16 protein-coding genes are annotated in these 16,191 nt (G+C 35.6%); 13 read left to right on the top strand and 3 right to left on the bottom strand.

The features are described from left to right. The first annotated feature begins 12 nt into the window (after positions 1-12). The 12 genes from BM361_RS10715 (at position 13) to BM361_RS10660 (ending at position 11,293) form a co-directional block, all read left to right on the top strand. Positions 13-1,035, top strand: coding sequence for a hypothetical protein (locus tag BM361_RS10715; RefSeq protein WP_074978757.1), 1,023 nt, complete (start codon positions 13-15; stop codon positions 1,033-1,035). Between the two features lie 187 nt (positions 1,036-1,222). Continuing rightward, positions 1,223-2,113, top strand: coding sequence for a mechanosensitive ion channel family protein (locus BM361_RS10710; protein WP_074978755.1), 891 nt, complete (start codon positions 1,223-1,225; stop codon positions 2,111-2,113). Positions 2,114-2,238: 125 nt separating this feature from the next. Continuing rightward, on the top strand, positions 2,239-2,655 hold the full coding sequence (locus BM361_RS10705) for a DoxX family protein (RefSeq protein ID WP_074978753.1): 417 nt from the start codon (positions 2,239-2,241) through the stop codon (positions 2,653-2,655). Between the two features lies 1 nt (position 2,656). After that, positions 2,657-3,142 (top strand): glutathione peroxidase, encoded by a 486-nt coding sequence (locus tag BM361_RS10700; protein WP_074978751.1) that lies wholly within the window; start codon positions 2,657-2,659, stop codon positions 3,140-3,142. Continuing rightward, positions 3,139-3,618 carry a MarR family winged helix-turn-helix transcriptional regulator gene (locus tag BM361_RS10695; protein ID WP_254785803.1) on the top strand — a complete coding sequence of 160 codons (480 nt, stop codon included), beginning with the start codon at positions 3,139-3,141 and terminating at the stop codon, positions 3,616-3,618. Before BM361_RS10700 ends, BM361_RS10695 begins: the two co-directional genes overlap by 4 nt. Positions 3,619-3,770: 152 nt before the next feature. Next, the gene (locus BM361_RS10690) at positions 3,771-4,856 is read left to right on the top strand and encodes a ligand-binding sensor domain-containing protein (RefSeq protein ID WP_074978750.1); all 1,086 of its coding nucleotides are present in this window, start codon (positions 3,771-3,773) and stop codon (positions 4,854-4,856) included. Between the two features lie 111 nt (positions 4,857-4,967). Next, positions 4,968-6,146 carry an MFS transporter gene (locus BM361_RS10685; RefSeq protein ID WP_074978748.1) on the top strand — a complete coding sequence of 393 codons (1,179 nt, stop codon included), beginning with the start codon at positions 4,968-4,970 and terminating at the stop codon, positions 6,144-6,146. Between the two features lie 171 nt (positions 6,147-6,317). After that, positions 6,318-7,040, top strand: a complete 723-nt coding sequence (locus BM361_RS10680) for a hypothetical protein (protein WP_074978746.1) — start codon at positions 6,318-6,320, stop codon at positions 7,038-7,040. A 90-nt stretch (positions 7,041-7,130) separates the two neighbouring features. Further along, on the top strand, positions 7,131-7,685 hold the full coding sequence (gene hemG, locus BM361_RS10675; protein WP_038260573.1) for a menaquinone-dependent protoporphyrinogen IX dehydrogenase: 555 nt from the start codon (positions 7,131-7,133) through the stop codon (positions 7,683-7,685). Between the two features lie 185 nt (positions 7,686-7,870). After that, the gene (locus tag BM361_RS10670; protein WP_074978744.1) at positions 7,871-9,103 is read left to right on the top strand and encodes a hypothetical protein; all 1,233 of its coding nucleotides are present in this window, start codon (positions 7,871-7,873) and stop codon (positions 9,101-9,103) included. A 131-nt stretch (positions 9,104-9,234) separates the two neighbouring features. Then, positions 9,235-10,143, top strand: a complete 909-nt coding sequence (locus BM361_RS10665; RefSeq protein WP_074978742.1) for an endonuclease/exonuclease/phosphatase family protein — start codon at positions 9,235-9,237, stop codon at positions 10,141-10,143. Between the two features lie 226 nt (positions 10,144-10,369). Further along, entirely contained in the window at positions 10,370-11,293 is a 924-nt protein-coding gene (locus BM361_RS10660; protein ID WP_139226704.1) for a LytTR family DNA-binding domain-containing protein, read from the top strand. 48 nt (positions 11,294-11,341) lie between these two features. Here BM361_RS10660 and BM361_RS10655 read toward each other — a convergent pair whose 3' ends face one another. From BM361_RS10655 to katG, 3 genes are all read right to left on the bottom strand, one after another. Then, positions 11,342-11,962 carry a hypothetical protein gene (locus tag BM361_RS10655; RefSeq protein WP_074978739.1) on the bottom strand — a complete coding sequence of 207 codons (621 nt, stop codon included), beginning with the start codon at positions 11,960-11,962 and terminating at the stop codon, positions 11,342-11,344. A gap of 10 nt (positions 11,963-11,972) precedes the next feature. Further along, the gene (locus tag BM361_RS10650; protein WP_074978738.1) at positions 11,973-12,782 is read right to left on the bottom strand and encodes an alpha/beta hydrolase; all 810 of its coding nucleotides are present in this window, start codon (positions 12,780-12,782) and stop codon (positions 11,973-11,975) included. Between the two features lie 213 nt (positions 12,783-12,995). After that, complete coding sequence (katG, locus tag BM361_RS10645) at positions 12,996-15,218, bottom strand: catalase/peroxidase HPI (protein ID WP_074978736.1); 2,223 nt, start codon at positions 15,216-15,218, stop codon at positions 12,996-12,998. 352 nt (positions 15,219-15,570) lie between these two features. Here katG and BM361_RS10640 point away from each other — a divergent pair, with 352 nt between their 5' ends. Beyond that, on the top strand, positions 15,571-16,122 hold the full coding sequence (locus tag BM361_RS10640) for a glycosyl-4,4'-diaponeurosporenoate acyltransferase CrtO family protein (protein WP_074979045.1): 552 nt from the start codon (positions 15,571-15,573) through the stop codon (positions 16,120-16,122). The last annotated feature ends 69 nt before the right edge of the window (positions 16,123-16,191 follow it).

The following is a 16,191-nucleotide window of genomic DNA, read 5'->3' as shown; positions in this document are numbered from 1 at the left end:
TAAATCCGGAACATGAACAGCTCGCAAATATTTAACAGGAACCTTTTAAATTTTGGAATCCCTTTAATTTTACTAGGAAGTCTTATTCTGTTAATGACGTCTTCGTCCATCATCATTAACGACACATTAGGTATGGCAATCTCCGCAGACCTGTTACTCACCATTCCAGCAATATATTATCTGCTTATTCGTAACACAAAGGTTTCTAAACTCACCGTGATTCCATTCATAGTTTTTGGGCTATTAGCAGGTTCTTATTTTCTACCCATTGAAAAACAAACCTATTTAATATTATTCAAAACCTGGGCTTTACCTGTAATTGAACTATCTGTTTTTAGTCTCATTATTATCAAAATTAGTCGTGCCATAAAAAAATTCAAGGCGTTAAAAGGTGATTCACCTGACTTTTATGATGTTTTGAGAAGAACCTGTTATGATGTGCTGCCCGGCAGACTTGTTTTACCCTTTGCCACAGAGGTTGCGGTGCTTTACTATAGTTTTATTTGCTGGAAAAGAAGACCATTGAAAGAAAATGAATTTAGTTATCATTTAAAAAGTGGATCTCCAGCTCTCATGGGGGCTTTAATTTTTATAATACTGATTGAAGCTGTTGCCATGCACTTTTTAATTGTTTTATGGAGTCACATAGCTGCCTGGATTCTGACAGGACTGAGTATTTACACGGCCATTCAGTTTTTAGGGTTTGTAAAATCGCTTTCCCAAAGACCTATATCTCTTGACGGTAGGCATATGAGCCTCCGATATGGCATTATGAATGAGACCCGAATTCCTTATTCCTGCATCAAATCAATACACATTTTCACCAAAGACCTCAAAAAAGACACATTGACCAGAACTTTATCTCCATTGGGAGCTCTTGAGAGTCACAACATAATTATCTATCTAAAAGACGTTCATACCTTAAATGGTCTTTATGGTATTAAAAAGGAATATAAAGTTATTGGTTTTCATATTGACGAACCACAAGAATTTGTAGTACAGGTTCAGCACCTCATTCATTCCGACGTCAAGTAATACTACTATTATTTATCTTAATTAAAGAATAACATACGCACTGTTATTAAATTAGATCAGGAAAGATAAATGTTATTGATTATCTTAGAGACAGAACAACCCCACTTCAATTCAGGAGGTTCTGATTCTAATATGCTTTACCCCATCAAATGGCATTTTAACAAGGTTGATATAAATTAACAGCAACATGGAGCGTATCATTAAAAACATCAACAACGTATGGATTGAATTCCAAAATAACGTCATTGATCATATCCCAAAGCTCATTCTGGCGATTCTTGTAATCCTTATTTTTGCACTGATTGCCAATACGATCAAGAATCTTTGCTTAAGGATTTATAAAAAAGTTTTTAAAAATCATTATCTGAATATTGAACGCATACTGGCCTCCACTTTTTATGTATTATTTTTTGCCTTGGGAATATTCCTTGCTCTCAACATTTTAGGACTGGAAAAACCTTTGGAGAAATTATTAGCTGGAGCTGGTATAGTAGGTATTGTTGCCGGATTTGCCTTTAAGGACATTGCATCTAACATGTTTTCCGGGCTTTTAGTAGATCTACAAAGGCCTTATAATATTGGTGATTGGGTAGAAATTGATGGAAATTATGGTGTGGTTGTAGACATCAGTTGGCTTACCACCAAGGTAAAAACCGTGCCCGGGCAAGAGGTTTTTATTCCCAATCAGATTATTTACAATGGCACCTTTACAAATTATTCAACATGGGGGAAGCGACGAATCATTTTAAGAAGTGGTGTGTCTTATGGAGATGATCTTGAGCGGGTAAAAAGTGTTGCCATGGATGAAGTAAAGAAAATTGAAGAGCTACTTCCCGAAGAGGGCATTGATTTTTACTTTACAGCCATTGGTGATTCAACTTATAATTTTATGCTCAGATATTGGGTACAGTTTAATTCGAATGATGACTATTGTAAGGGTATGAATGCTGTGATTATTCGCATTAAAAAACGATTTGAACAAGAAGGCATTTCGATCGCATATCCTGTTACTACACTTGACTTCGGTGTAAAAGGAGGAGTAAATTTATTCGACAAAGAAATTAACATAAAATCGTAATGTACAACTTGGTTTACCTTGTGTGTCATTTCGATATCAATATAGTTTTGCAGTCTACTTATTCAAGTATATAAAATAATCCTTACCTTTATGTCGCAAACGATTTAATCACTTACGATCACCAAATGAAATCTATTCAAAATTTCTTAAGAATACTACTCGGTTCCCTCATGGTACTTGCAGGTATAGGGCATCTTAGCTTTCAAAGAGAAGAATTTTTAGCCCAGGTGCCATTGTGGTTATCTAATGATCCTGCAATAATGGATTTTGTGGTGTTGTCTTCAGGGATTATTGAGATTTGCCTGGGACTTGCCATGGTGTTTTTAGTGAAACATAAGATTAAAGTGGGGATTGTACTGGCCATTTTTTACGTTTTAATATTTCCCGGTAATATTTCTCAATATACCCATGAAATAAATGCTTTTGGTCTGGATACGGATCGAAAAAGGCTTATAAGACTCTTTTTTCAGCCTGTACTTATACTGTGGGCCTTGTGGTCGACAGAGGCACTTAAACATATCATCAACAAAATAAAAGGATAATATGGAAACATTTTCATTTTATGACTTTGAAGCTGATAAACTAAATGATGAAAAAATTCGTTTAGATGCTTATAAAGATAAAACTGTTATCGTAGTTAATACCGCCAGTAAATGTGGGCTTACACCTCAGTATGAGGGGTTAGAAAAATTATATCAAAAATATAAGGACCAGGGGTTGGTAATCCTCGGATTTCCATGCAATCAATTTGCGAATCAGGAATCTGGAAGTTCCGATGAAATTCAGGAATTCTGTCAACGCAATTATGGGGTAAGTTTTCCGATGTTTGAAAAAATTGAGGTGAATGGTAAAAACGCCCATCCTTTATTTAAATATTTAAAATCTGAACTTTCGGGTGGGATTTTTGGCCGAAAAATTAAATGGAATTTCACCAAGTTCTTAATTGACAAAAACGGGAATCCTGTGAAGCGGTATGCACCAACTACGGTTCCTGAAAAGATGGAGAAAGATATTATAAAAATATTATGATGATGAAAAAAGATGTACCAGCGCTGTTTTTGGAGAATCAACTTTGCTTCCCTCTTTATGCTGCTTCGCGTTTTACTACGAAAATGTACACTCCTTATTTAAACATTTTAGGAATTACATACCCACAATATTTAGTCATGTTAACTCTCTGGCAATATGACCAGCAAAGTGTGAAGGAAATTGGACAACGCCTTTTTTTGGAATCCAACACCCTTACCCCTTTGTTAAAACGATTAGAGCAGAAAGAACTGATACGAAGAACTCGTTCACCTTTGGATGAACGCACTGTATTGATCTCACTGACGAATGCAGGGATTGAGATGAAGGAAAACGCCCAGGAGATACCTGATAAAATTTTAGCATCCTTTAATGAAGAATCAATTACCAAAGATGAATTCGAGGCTTTCCAAAAAACCTTATTCAAGTTAGTAGATGCATTAAATAGAAAAATCACGATTCAGGAGAAAGATGAATAATCTCAATTTACATGGATTCAATCTTTTAAGCTTCTTTTAAAATTCGTCTTATCCAGTTGTAAAAATTGCTGGGAATACATTTGTTCCCTTTTAATTATCTTTAATACTAAAACACTTCAACTTCAAGACGACCAATATATCCTGACCTCATTATGAAAAGCACCCATGAATATAAATTAAAGGCTTTTGTTCTTATTTTCATACTCATTAGTTTACCTTGCTTTTGTCAACCTAATTCAAAAATTCACACTACACAAAAAAATATTCAAACGAACCAATCGAGACCTTTTGTCAAATATACCTCTGGCATTCGTTCTGTTTTGGAGGATTCTAAAGGCAACACCTGGATTGGCAGTCATAGCGAAGGTGTCTGTTTGATCAGGAATGGGAAATTCAAATATTTCACCATCGCTGATGGATTGAGTGACAATCAAGTCCGTAATATTTATGAAGACCAACATGGACTCATATGGTTTGAATGTGGGAAGGGATTGAGTTTTTATGATGGTCAACATATAACTGTCTATGACCAAAGAAACTATGATTTTAAAAATAAATGGTCCCCAACTTCTAATGACCTGTGGTTTAAAGGAGATCTAAGTACAGGTTACAATGCACGTGAGGAGCAACCCGGAGTTTACCAATACGATGGTAGCACCCTTTCTTTTCGCAAATTCCCAATTGCGCCGAAAGGTGGAGAGGAAAATTACTTTTCAGTGACCACGCCATTTATCAAGGCAAAAAACGGGACCCTATGGTTTGGTACCTACGGAGCTGTTATAGGATATACAGGTTCAACTTTTAAAATTATAGATAACACTTACCTTGGTTTGAATGAGGCTAACGCTGCCTTACATATTCGAAGTATTATGGAGGATCGTAATGGAAATTTATGGATTGGAAATAATGGTATTGGTGTTTTCAAATATGATGGAAATAAAACGATCCATTTCAGCAAGCAACAATCAATAAAGAAAGATGATTTTAAGGGTAACACACTGGACAGGGTCTTTGCTTTAGGGGAAGATTCTAAAGGAAATATTTGGTTTGGAACGGTAAAATCCGGTCTTTGGAAATTTGACGGTATTTCATTGACAAATTTCACTGAAAAAGATGGATTCCCTTCAGGTCAGGTTTGGACCATCTATAAAACCATAAATGGAACATTGTGGTTTTGTGGTGCGAATCCGAGCGGGATCTATAAATTTAATGGTAAAACCTTTGAACGGGTATATTAATTATAAGTATTTACAAGTGAATTGATATTTTAGACCGTTGAAACATAAAAGTGAATCATCAAAAACAGTTCAAAAGCTCATGATCATTACTATCTTAAATAGGAACGCACCATGAAACCATCTAAAAGGATTCTTCCCGTTATTGTAATTTCACAGTTCTGCTGCACCTCTTTATGGTTTGCTGGAAATGGTGTAATGCGTGATTTAGTTATTAATTTCAATCTTAACGAAAGTGCTATAGGGCATTTAACCTCTGCCGTTCAATTCGGATTTATTATAGGTACGCTCATCTTTGCCATTTTAACTATTGCTGACCGATTTTCTCCTTCAAAGGTGTTTTTATCATCAGCGCTTTTGGGGGCTTTGTTTAATCTTGGGATCGTTTGGGAAGGAAATAGTTTTACCAGTATATTGAGTTTTCGTTTTTTAACCGGTTTTTTTCTAGCTGGAATTTACCCTGTTGGGATGAAGATTGCTTCTGATTATTTTGAAAAAGGCCTTGGCAAGTCTCTGGGTTATCTCGTTGGTGCTCTTGTGGTAGGCACGGCATTTCCTCATCTACTGAAAGACATGACCGGTAACTTTCCCTGGAAATCTGTGTTGTTGATCACCTCAACCCTTGCGATTGCCGGAGGTGTCTTGATGTCGGTTTTAGTTCCTGATGGTCCATTTCGCAAACAGAGTCAGCAATTGGATCTTTCGGCCTTTTTCAAAGTATTCAGGCAACGAGATTTTCGTTCGGCTGCCTTTGGCTATTTTGGACATATGTGGGAACTCTACGCATTTTGGACCTTTGTACCGTTGATGCTTCAAACCTACCTTCTAGCAAATCCGAATGCAGCATTTAATATACCATTTTTGTCATTCCTGATTATTGGAATTGGTGGGTTGGCCTGCATCATTGGAGGATATCTTGCGGAAGCCCTTGGCACCAAACGGACCGCATTTACAGCCCTTCTTTTATCATGTATCTGCTGCTTAGCCTCACCCTTGATTTTCTCTCTTAAAGCTCCTGATTTTGTTATAGCTTATCTTTTATTTTGGGGGATGGTAGTGATTGCTGATTCTCCTTTGTTCTCTACTTTAGTCGCTCAAAACAGTCGTCCTGAAATAAAAGGAACGGCTCTGACTATTGTTAACTGCATAGGTTTTAGCATTACCATAGTAAGCATTCAAATAGTAAATGTTATCAGATCCCTGACTGACACGAATAGTATTTATGCTGTATTAGCCATCGGACCTGTTCTTGGCTTAATTGCATTACTACCCAAAAGAAAGGTTACAGCCTGATTTTGACGCTTGAGCAGTGAAAAGCTATTTTTTGTATGTCGAATCTTATTTTAAAAAATCATCTTGTGATTTTCAACCCATTAAAATTCATTAGAGTTTCTTAAATTTATGACAGGGTAACTATTATCCAAATTACCCAACCTGAACTAATATTAAAAGCATCATACAGAAATGAATGTTTCTATAAAATTGAAATTATTAATCTTCTTCACCTCCACTTTATCACTGATCAGTTGCCAAAACGAATCGAAAATTGAAGGACAATGGGTTATAAAATCAGTAACCGTTGGAAATGAAAAAATGACTCCTGATGCACGATGGGTACGTTTTCATTCCGATTTCACTCAAGAATCAGGTAATGGGTGGTTGCAGCATTCTTTTGGCACTTATAACTTTGATAAAGATACGGGGTCCCTAACTATTATTAACACCAACGGAATCCATGATTCTAATGAACCATTTAAGGTTGAAATAGATAATAAATCCATGACATGGAATCGAATTCAGAATGGACAAATGGTTGAAGTAATTTTAGAGCAGGCTCTAAAACTACCCATGACTCATGGTGATGAATTATTTGGATTATGGAAATTAAATGAGGCAATTGGTTCAGGACCTTATTTTAAAGATCCTGACCGTATAATTGATGGTGATTATATATTTTTCAGATGGGACAAACGCTTTGTTATAAGTTCTGGTACAGTAAATATTAATGGGGTTTATAATGTTCACGGACATAAACCTGAGGTTGAGTTGATACCGTATGGTGCGCATCTTCAACGAAATTTTTGGAATATGAAAATTAATAAAGACACAATTACATTACAGCTTTTAAATACGGACAGTACTGTAACACGAACATTTAAGAGGATTCATGAATTCCCTGGCTCCTAAACCGATTACAAAAAGCAGGCAGATCATACGGAAAGCGCCTCTTCTTTTTACTTAAAAAAGATTCGATCACTTAAATTCGTTACCTTATAAATGAATCCCATAGGAATTGTATTTTCGTCAGTTGATGGTCAAACCAGAAAAATCTGTGAAAAATTGGCCAGTATCATTCGTCAGGAGGGAATTGAGGTAGACCTATGTTCCATTGACCAATTTCAAAAGCACCTATCGGATTATGAAATTTTCGTTATTGGCTCAAGTATTCGCTACGGGAAGCATCATCCTTTAATTGAAAATTTTGTTGTTAATCATACAGACCAATTAAATAAGATAAATACGGCCTTTTTTTCTGTGAATCTTGTCGCTCGTAAAAACGACAAAAACAGTCCGGATACCAATCCATATATGCAAAAATTCATTAAGTCAATTCATTGGTCACCCAATTTATTAGAAGTTTTCGCTGGCAGGCTTGATTATAGCATATATTCATTTACCGATAAGTTAATGATTAAACTTATTATGTTATTCACCAATGGTCCAACCAGCACAGAACACCCCATAGAATATACAGATTGGCAACGCGTCGAGAAATTCGCAGGAGAAATACTCCAACTTGGAAAAAGAACCAATCCAGACAGTACTGAATAACCATTTGAAAGGTATATTCCACTTATAATACCCTCTCAAATTTTGAGATAAACCAAATTTGATCTTAAAGTTTATGAAACTCTTCAACAACAGTACTGAAGATTCAAACCACCTTATTTAAACTAAATAATTAGTTAAAACTAATTATTTAGTTATATTTGTTTTTATCAATCAAAACCAACAACATGTATTTAAAAAAATTCTCTAAGACTTTTTCAGTGGGTCTTATTATGATTATGTTTTCAAATTGTCATTCATCGAAAAATATCACTGAAAAAAATGATTTTAAAACACCTTATCAATTTTCTTCTTCAATCGCCAATAAGGTTGCTAAAGACACTGTACCCTGGAAGCATCAATTATCGGCTGCAAACTATGCCAACAAAGGCGATTATAGAAATGCCCTTATTGAATGGGATTTGGCTATGGGTACCAGGGAGCGAAATTACAATTCCATTCAAATTGATTCTATAAAAGATTTGTATGCCACTCTAAATGCTAAAAAGTATATTATTGAAGAAGCTAAGAAAACCAATGTAATTATTATTAACGAGGCTCATCACAACTCTTTTCACCGTGTTTTTACAAAGTCTCTTCTTAAAGAGCTCTATGATCTCGGATATAGAAACCTTGGCCTTGAAGCTCTTGGGAATGGAGGTTACCTGGATAAAGAAATCAATATCAGGAAATATCCCATTCTCGAATCCGGGTATTACACCAAGGATCCTCAATTCGGAAATTTGATTCGTGAGGCTTTAGCTATTGGCTATGAGCTTTTTCCGTATGAAAATACGGGTGAGGGAAATGGTAAAGAGAGAGAGATCGCACAAGCCCAGAACATCCAAAAGTATATGAGCACCAAACCCAATGAAAAGTTTTTAATTCATTGTGGTTTTGAACACGTCCTAGAAGGGAAACATAAATCATGGGAAAAAGCCATGGCCTCACGTTTAACTGAATATACCGGAATAGATCCGTTAACTATAAATCAGGTGATTTATAGTGAAAGAAGTGATGTGAAATTCAACCATCCATTCAGGAAAGCTTTTGATATTGATGAATCTTCTGTTATTATTAACAAGACAACAGGTGAAGCTCTACCTCATAAACGTAGGGAAGCCTGGGCTGATCTTATTGTTTTACATCCTTTAACCTCCTATATTAATAACCGGCCACATTGGGTCTTTCAAGGAGCAAACAAAAATGTTTCCATTAACTTAAAAGATATTTCAATTGAATTTCCGGTAATGTTACTAGCTTATAAAAAGGGAGAGCCCATAGATTTAGCGGTTCCAATTGATGTAACCGAAGTTACGAATCGAAATCTGACAGGCCATCTAGGCTTGAAAAAAGGCACTTATGAGATTATAGTTACGAATGGGACGGAGTCTCTAAAGCTTGAAAAGCGAGTACATTGATTCTGAAAATCTCTAAGCTTTTTGCTTATTCATAAACCTGATTTTATTTTCCAGTATGTTTAACTTGTTCATTTTCCATCAAATATTTAGTTTTATCTATTGTTCAAAAAACTATTAAAGGCTACACATCGATGCTCAACCTCAACAAATTCATACTTGCCCTCCTATTCATCTCAAGTATTTCCACAATCGGACATTCTCAACAAAAAGAGAAATCCTCCTTGAAGATAATGACCTATAATATCTGGAATGGTTTTGACTGGGGTAAAGACATTGAGCGCAAATCGAATTTAACGGCATGGGTTAAAGCACAAAATCCGGATGTATTAGCACTACAGGAATTATGTGGTTATACTGAAGAACAACTTAAGGAAGATGCTTTGAAATGGGGGCATGAGTATGTAGCAATTTTAAAGACAGAAGGATACCCTACCGGAATAACTTCAAATCAACCCATCATTGTAAAAGATCGAATAAAAAAACCTTTCTGGCATGGTTTATTACATTGTGAGACTTATGGGATTGATTTTTATATAGTTCACCTTTCGCCTTCTGATGCTGATATCAGATTAAAAGAAGCACAGTACATTACTAAGCTTATTTCAGAGAACACTCATAAAAATTACTTAATCTTAGGTGATTTTAATGCCTTCTCCCCTTTTGATGCCTACTGGATGGAATCAAAGCCGGCTCTTAAAGATAGATCAAAAAGCAATGAAAAATACTCAAACCTAAGACTTGGAGAGTTTGACTACGCTGTAATTTCAAAGTTTTTAAGCATTCCTGCTATTGATGTTAGTATTAATACAATAATGCCTTCTAATAAAAATTTCACTTTTCCTACTCCGGCGTTAATTGGGAAATACAACAATACTGCTAATTCAATAATCAAAAACCGACAACGGATTGATTATATTTTTGCGAATCCGGAGTTGGCAAAAAAATGTATGAAGGTTACTTTCTTTAACCAAGAAGATACAAGTCTATTGTCTGACCATTATCCGGTTATGGCTGAATTCAATACTCAGAAAACACCTTAAGTTTCTTTATACTGATCCGGCTAAGGTATAGATGGTATGATTTTACTCAATTATTACTTTTTTTAAAATTTCTAAACAGTCGAATTTTAAGCGGAATTGACACACCAATTCTGGTTCAGGCAATTTGCCACCCATGGCTATGATTGTATAAAAAATAAAATGGTGATAAAAACTTAACTTTTGTTATCCTGTAAAAATCATTTCTGGGTTTTTAAAAGTTTTACCTTTGATCCTAAAATTAGACTTAGTGTTACAACAATACATAATTCCTATTATCAATAAGCCTTATCCGTATTTGTTTTATTTTAAACGAAATTTGGGGGTTGCTATTGCAATTGGACTACTTATTTCAATGATCAATTGGTTTGCCTTGGATATTGATCAGGTCAATAGCCAATTTATACTTTCTAAAATACAGGTTTGCACCCTGGCCGGTTTATCCAGTTTTTGCAGTATTTTATTTATCACAGAGTTGGTACCCAGGTTATTTTTCAATCCAATTACAAGGGAGCATTGGACCGTCGGCAAAGAGTTTCTTTTAATTGTTTCTCTGCTTTTCTTTATTGCAGTCTGCAATAACATAATGGCTTATATTATTGAAAAAGAACATCATAACACTAATCTTTTATTAAAGTTTATAAACGCTTCCTTTTATGTCGTTGCTGTTGGCTCGCTACCTACATTTTTGATTGTTTGGTTTAATTACACCCTTATTTTAAAACAAAACTTAAAGGAAGTTTCTTTATTCAATGAAGAACTACAGCGTAGGATTGATTTTACCAAAAACAGTGAAGGTGATGTTGTTAGGATTCAAACCAATAATAAAACTGAATTAATAGAACTCGACACTGATAAATTTCTCTTTGCAAAGGCCGATGGAAATTATATTGACTTGTATTCCAAAAGCACTAACGGGGTGGCCTGTAAACCCTATCGAATTGGAATTCAAACTTTAGAAAACGCTTTAGACAAATTTCCTTTTATCATTTGCACCCATCGATCGTATGTTGTAAATATTAAAAATATTAAGGCTACTGCCGGAAATGCTCGAAATTATCGGATTATTTTTAATGGAGTAAAGGAGGAGGTTCCAGTTTCACGAAATAAGTTTCAGGTATTTAAGGAAGCTTTTCTTTCTGAAAAGGTGTAATCAGGACTCAGATTACACCTTCATAATTTTATACTCCCTATTTCATATTTATAAAGAATAGCCTAAGCCAATCCCCAGAAAAAGTCGTGAATCAAAATCTGCAGGGCGACTTCTTCCATTGTCTAAAAATCCTTTTAAGGATCCCCATGCAAAACCACTAATACTAAAATCATTCATATTAATTCCAATTGATTGGGACAACCCATAATTAAAGTACGTATAGTTTTTCTTATATTTTTGGTAGACATCATGTTCAGGTATTCGTAAAGTTCCTTTTGATTTTAAATGGGTTAATCCGATAAATGGCTCAAGAGACACATAAAACTTTTTCTTTTGAAAAGGCTGGTAGCGTAGTTCATATACCATATATAGTCCATTGTCTTTGGTATAGCCATCTATTCCCTTCGTAAATAAATTATCGGTTTCATCTATATAGCTATTTTGATAACAAACCCCATAATAAAGGTCAAAATGCTTTTTTTGAAAAGCAGGTTTTTTCACTTTAAATACGAAACCAAAATTATCTCCATAGCTGGTATTTAGAATATCCTGGGTAAATAAAAGCTCCAACCTCCACTTTTTTTTCTCCGGGTATTTAACCGAAGACTGGGTTTGACCAATGGTTTTAAATGTAATTAAGGTTATTATGATGAATAGTTGATTTTTCATGAGGACTTTATTAAAATAAAATTGAAACTGAGTTTTCAAAGGTGACTATAGGACTATTTCTATGCGAGGTATTTTTAAGTCGTTCAAAATTTAAGCTGAACCCTGAATACGATCTACTCCTTAATTTTTCAACAAACGCATCATGAAACAAGTTTAAGGAGGCTCCTTCGAGATCACCCACAGCAAGAAACAATCTTATTTCCAAACCTTTAAAGGTATTATAATAATCCTGTTCCAAATCGAATAGGTAAGCATTGTACCACATGAGGTTGGAGCTGCCAGCAATGATATTATCGAACGGATTTGTCTGATTTTGCTGAAATAGGGTAAAGAGCGCAAAATACCCTCCCAAAGAATGACCAAACAGGGTTTTATCACTACTATGAATGCCCATATTAATTTCGACCCATGGAATGAGTTCGTTGTTTAAAAATTTAAGAAATGCCAAAGCACCACCTGAATCACCAGGGAAGTCTTTATCTTCAGGAAAAGAATAATCTGTACCTCGCTGATTTTTATCTGCATATCCAATTCCAACAAGGACTATTTTTTCCTTACTTAATCTGGCAATGACATTCGCTGCTTCATTGAAATAATCATCTCCATCTAAAAGAAATATTGTATGGTAATTATTTTCCGTATTGAATCTTTCGGGATACATAATGTTTATACGATATTTGGTTTTGGTGTATTCCGAAATGATGGAGAATGATTCATGTTGAATCTGCGATAATAATTCTTCTTTTGTACAACCGTTAAGGCTAAAAGTCCCTATAATAAAACTAAAAAGCCAGATAGTTTTCCAAATTTGTTTTTTCATAAAAATGTTTTTAGAATGAATTTTCAATAGGGTAAAATTATTCAGTTTAAAGGCACTAAAGGACTATAAAACAGGGCTTGGTGTGAAGGGTCGTAGTTTTGTGATGTAATGCCCATTTTGTTGAATAGGCATTTAGGGATATTTTTTTTAGTCTAATAAAAAAGGTGGTCCGAAGACCACCTTTAAAGGATTTTATAAGTATTAATAATCTGCTTAGGCAAGATCGAAACGATCGAGGTTCATTACCTTATTCCACGCTGCAATAAAATCGTGTACGAATTTATCTTTACTATCTGAACATCCGTAAACTTCTGCAACTGCCCTCAACTCGGAATTTGATCCGAAAATTAAATCGGCACGCGAGCCTGTCCATTTCAGTGCTCCTGAGTTACGATCACGACCTTCAAAAATCTCATTATCTTCAGTCACTGGTTTCCATGTGGTATCCATGCTTAACAGGTTTATGAAGAAATCATTGGTCAGCACTTCAGGCTGCTCTGTAAAAACTCCATGATCCAAACCATCAAAATTGGTGTTTAACACCCGTAAGCCACCCACTAGGACTGTCATCTCAGGAGCTGTTAGGGTTAATAGCTGAGCCTTATCGATCAATAATTCTTCTGTAGAGACAGGAAACTTTGTTTTACGGTAGTTTCGGAATCCATCTGCCACAGGTTCCAAATATGCAAAAGAATCAATTTCCGTTTGTTCCTGAGAAGCATCCATTCTTCCAGGTGTAAAAGGAACACTAATATCGTAACCTGCTTTTTTAGCTGCCTTTTCAACACCTACACAACCACCTAAAACAATAAGGTCTGCCATTGAAACCTTTTTACTTCCACTGTTAAAGTCTTTTTGAATATTCTCTAACACCTCAAGTACTTTGGCCAATTGTTTCGGTTTATTTACTTCCCAATCTTTTTGGGGAGTTAACCGAATTCTGGCACCATTAGCACCACCTCGTTTATCTGAACCCCGGTACGTAGAAGCTGAAGCCCAGGCGGTACTCACTAATTCCGATATCGATAAACCACTCTCTGAAATTATATTTTTAAGTGACTTTATATCCTCGGCATTAACAACCTCATGGTTTACCTCTGGGATTGGGTCTTGCCAGATCAAATCTTCAGCTGGCACTTCAGGTCCGAGATATCTCGCCTTAGGTCCCATATCTCGATGAGTTAGCTTGAACCAGGCACGTGCAAAGGCATCGGCAAACTCATCAGGATTTTCATAGAATCTTCTTGAAATCTTTTCATATTCCGGATCGAATTTAAGTGACAGGTCTGTAGTTAACATTGTTGGCAAGTGCTTTTTTGTATTGTCAAAAGCATCCGGTATGGCAGCCTCGGCATTTTTGGCCACCCATTGTATAGCACCTGCCGGGCTTTTAGTTCGTTCCCATTCGTAGCCAAACAAGTTTTCAAAGAAATAATTACTCCATTGGGTTGGTGTCTGTGTCCAGGTAACTTCCGGACCTCCAGTAATTGCATCAGGTCCTTTTCCAGATTTATAGCTATTCCTCCAGCCAAAACCTTGCTCTTCTATAGGAGCAGCTTCTGGCTCGGGACCTACATACTGACCTGGATCAGCAGCTCCATGTGTTTTTCCGAAAGAGTGACCTCCAGCAATCAAAGCTACTGTTTCTTCATCATTCATGGCCATTCTCTTGAAGGTTTCTCTTATATCGCGTGCAGCACTCACAGGATCACCATTAGCGTTAGGACCTTCCGGGTCAACATATATCAACCCCATTACCACCGCAGCCAAAGGATCTTCCAAATCACGTTCTCCTGAATATCTTTTATCTTCTAACCAATTAGTTTCGGAACCCCAATATACATCTTCTTCAGGCTCCCAAACATCTTCACGACCTCCTGCAAATCCAAAAGTTTTAAAGCCCATGGACTCCAAAGCTACATTTCCTGCTAACACCATCAAGTCTGCCCAAGAGATCTTTTTACCATATTTTTGTTTAATAGGCCATAACAACCTGCGTGCTTTATCTAAACTGGCATTATCCGGCCAGCTATTGAGCGGTGCAAACCTTTGTTGACCAGCACCAGCACCTCCTCTACCATCTCCTATTCTATAGGTTCCAGCACTGTGCCATGCCATACGTATAAACAAACCACCATAGTGTCCAAAATCGGCAGGCCACCAGTCTTGTGAATCAGTCATTAAATCATTTAAATCTTTTTTCAGCGCATCGTAATCCAGACTTTTGAATGCCTTTGCATAATCAAAATCATCACCCATAGGATTTGATAATGAAGAGTGTTGCCTCAGGATATTGACCTTTAACTGATTGGGCCACCAGTCTCTATTTCTAGCTCCACCACCGGCAGCTTTTTTAGGTGCCCCTCCAGAGAACGGACATTTACTTTCGCCATTAGAATTATGTGATGAATGACTCATGTGTTTGTTATTTTCCATTTTTTAAGGTTTTTTGAGTTCTATATTTTTCTTTCTTATCTATTCAAATTTACCATAAAAAATAATTATCGATTTTTAATTTCAATAGATTAAAACTATAAAATCATAATTATTATAAACGTCTGATTAATTTACGGAATTCTATCTAAAAGAGAAAGCGACTAAGTATGAATAAGTTATATTTATCAATTACTTAATTAATTGCTAACTTCACTTTACCGGTTATTTTGATAAGGTTACTAAAATCAACAAGATATCTTTACAGACGACTTTTCCACAAATGGATTCCTTCAGATATAGGTATATAGATAAGAAAAGGGTATATTCAACTGCTAAATATGAAATAATGGCTATGACTGTAAAGAAAATTCTATTTCCTTTATTCTCCGTATTTCTTCTTTATCGATCCTTTGATCTAATCAGGAATCTAATCAATACCCATCCTCAAGACTATTCGATTACAGAAATTTTTATTCTTTCTTTATTATTAGCCCTATTCATTACAGGGGTATTTGCTTTTACAGGATTTGCCTATGCAACCCACAAAATGCTTCCCGAAACCTATTATAAGGTTAAAAACAAAAAATTGACCAATAAATTATATGATACCCTCAATATTGCTTTCTTCAAGAAAATATTATTACTGTTCTTCTGGGGGCATAAAACACAAAGGAAAAAGTATTTTAATGGTAAACGAACCGGACTGCAGAGTTTCGTTTACCAAACCAAGCAATCAGAATTCAGTCACCTGGCATCTTTCATCATTATTCAAATTGTGGTTATAATTTTAATATTCCATAATTATGCACTTCTGGGGTTATTCCTGACTATTATAAATATTTTCGGGAATCTATATCCCGTTTTGTTACAGCGACACCACCGTATGCGCATTCAATCCTTGTAAATACTCACAGAAATTATCATTTACTTTACAATATCAAACAAACGATTGTATTTCTGATTTTTTAATTTA

The organism is Zhouia amylolytica (assembly GCF_900116365.1).
Classification (GTDB): domain Bacteria; phylum Bacteroidota; class Bacteroidia; order Flavobacteriales; family Flavobacteriaceae; genus Zhouia; species Zhouia amylolytica.
Note: the sequence above shows the minus strand (reverse complement) of the source record. Positions and strands in the feature narration are given on the sequence as shown.

What these genes read in the sequence shown, in the direction of transcription:
- BM361_RS10715 (WP_074978757.1), top strand. Translation starts at nt 13, where the DNA reads ATGAACAGCTCGCAAATATTTAACAGGAACCTTTTAAATTTTGGAATC.
- BM361_RS10710 (WP_074978755.1), top strand. Translation starts at nt 1,223, where the DNA reads ATGGAGCGTATCATTAAAAACATCAACAACGTATGGATTGAATTCCAA.
- BM361_RS10705 (WP_074978753.1), top strand. Translation starts at nt 2,239, where the DNA reads ATGAAATCTATTCAAAATTTCTTAAGAATACTACTCGGTTCCCTCATG.
- BM361_RS10700 (WP_074978751.1), top strand. Translation starts at nt 2,657, where the DNA reads ATGGAAACATTTTCATTTTATGACTTTGAAGCTGATAAACTAAATGAT.
- BM361_RS10695 (WP_254785803.1), top strand. Translation starts at nt 3,139, where the DNA reads ATGATGATGAAAAAAGATGTACCAGCGCTGTTTTTGGAGAATCAACTT.
- BM361_RS10690 (WP_074978750.1), top strand. Translation starts at nt 3,771, where the DNA reads ATGAAAAGCACCCATGAATATAAATTAAAGGCTTTTGTTCTTATTTTC.
- BM361_RS10685 (WP_074978748.1), top strand. Translation starts at nt 4,968, where the DNA reads ATGAAACCATCTAAAAGGATTCTTCCCGTTATTGTAATTTCACAGTTC.
- BM361_RS10680 (WP_074978746.1), top strand. Translation starts at nt 6,318, where the DNA reads ATGAATGTTTCTATAAAATTGAAATTATTAATCTTCTTCACCTCCACT.
- hemG (WP_038260573.1), top strand. Translation starts at nt 7,131, where the DNA reads ATGAATCCCATAGGAATTGTATTTTCGTCAGTTGATGGTCAAACCAGA.
- BM361_RS10670 (WP_074978744.1), top strand. Translation starts at nt 7,871, where the DNA reads ATGTATTTAAAAAAATTCTCTAAGACTTTTTCAGTGGGTCTTATTATG.
- BM361_RS10665 (WP_074978742.1), top strand. Translation starts at nt 9,235, where the DNA reads ATGCTCAACCTCAACAAATTCATACTTGCCCTCCTATTCATCTCAAGT.
- BM361_RS10655 (WP_074978739.1), bottom strand. Translation starts at nt 11,962, where the DNA reads ATGAAAAATCAACTATTCATCATAATAACCTTAATTACATTTAAAACC.
- BM361_RS10650 (WP_074978738.1), bottom strand. Translation starts at nt 12,782, where the DNA reads ATGAAAAAACAAATTTGGAAAACTATCTGGCTTTTTAGTTTTATTATA.
- katG (WP_074978736.1), bottom strand. Translation starts at nt 15,218, where the DNA reads ATGGAAAATAACAAACACATGAGTCATTCATCACATAATTCTAATGGC.
- BM361_RS10640 (WP_074979045.1), top strand. Translation starts at nt 15,571, where the DNA reads ATGACTGTAAAGAAAATTCTATTTCCTTTATTCTCCGTATTTCTTCTT.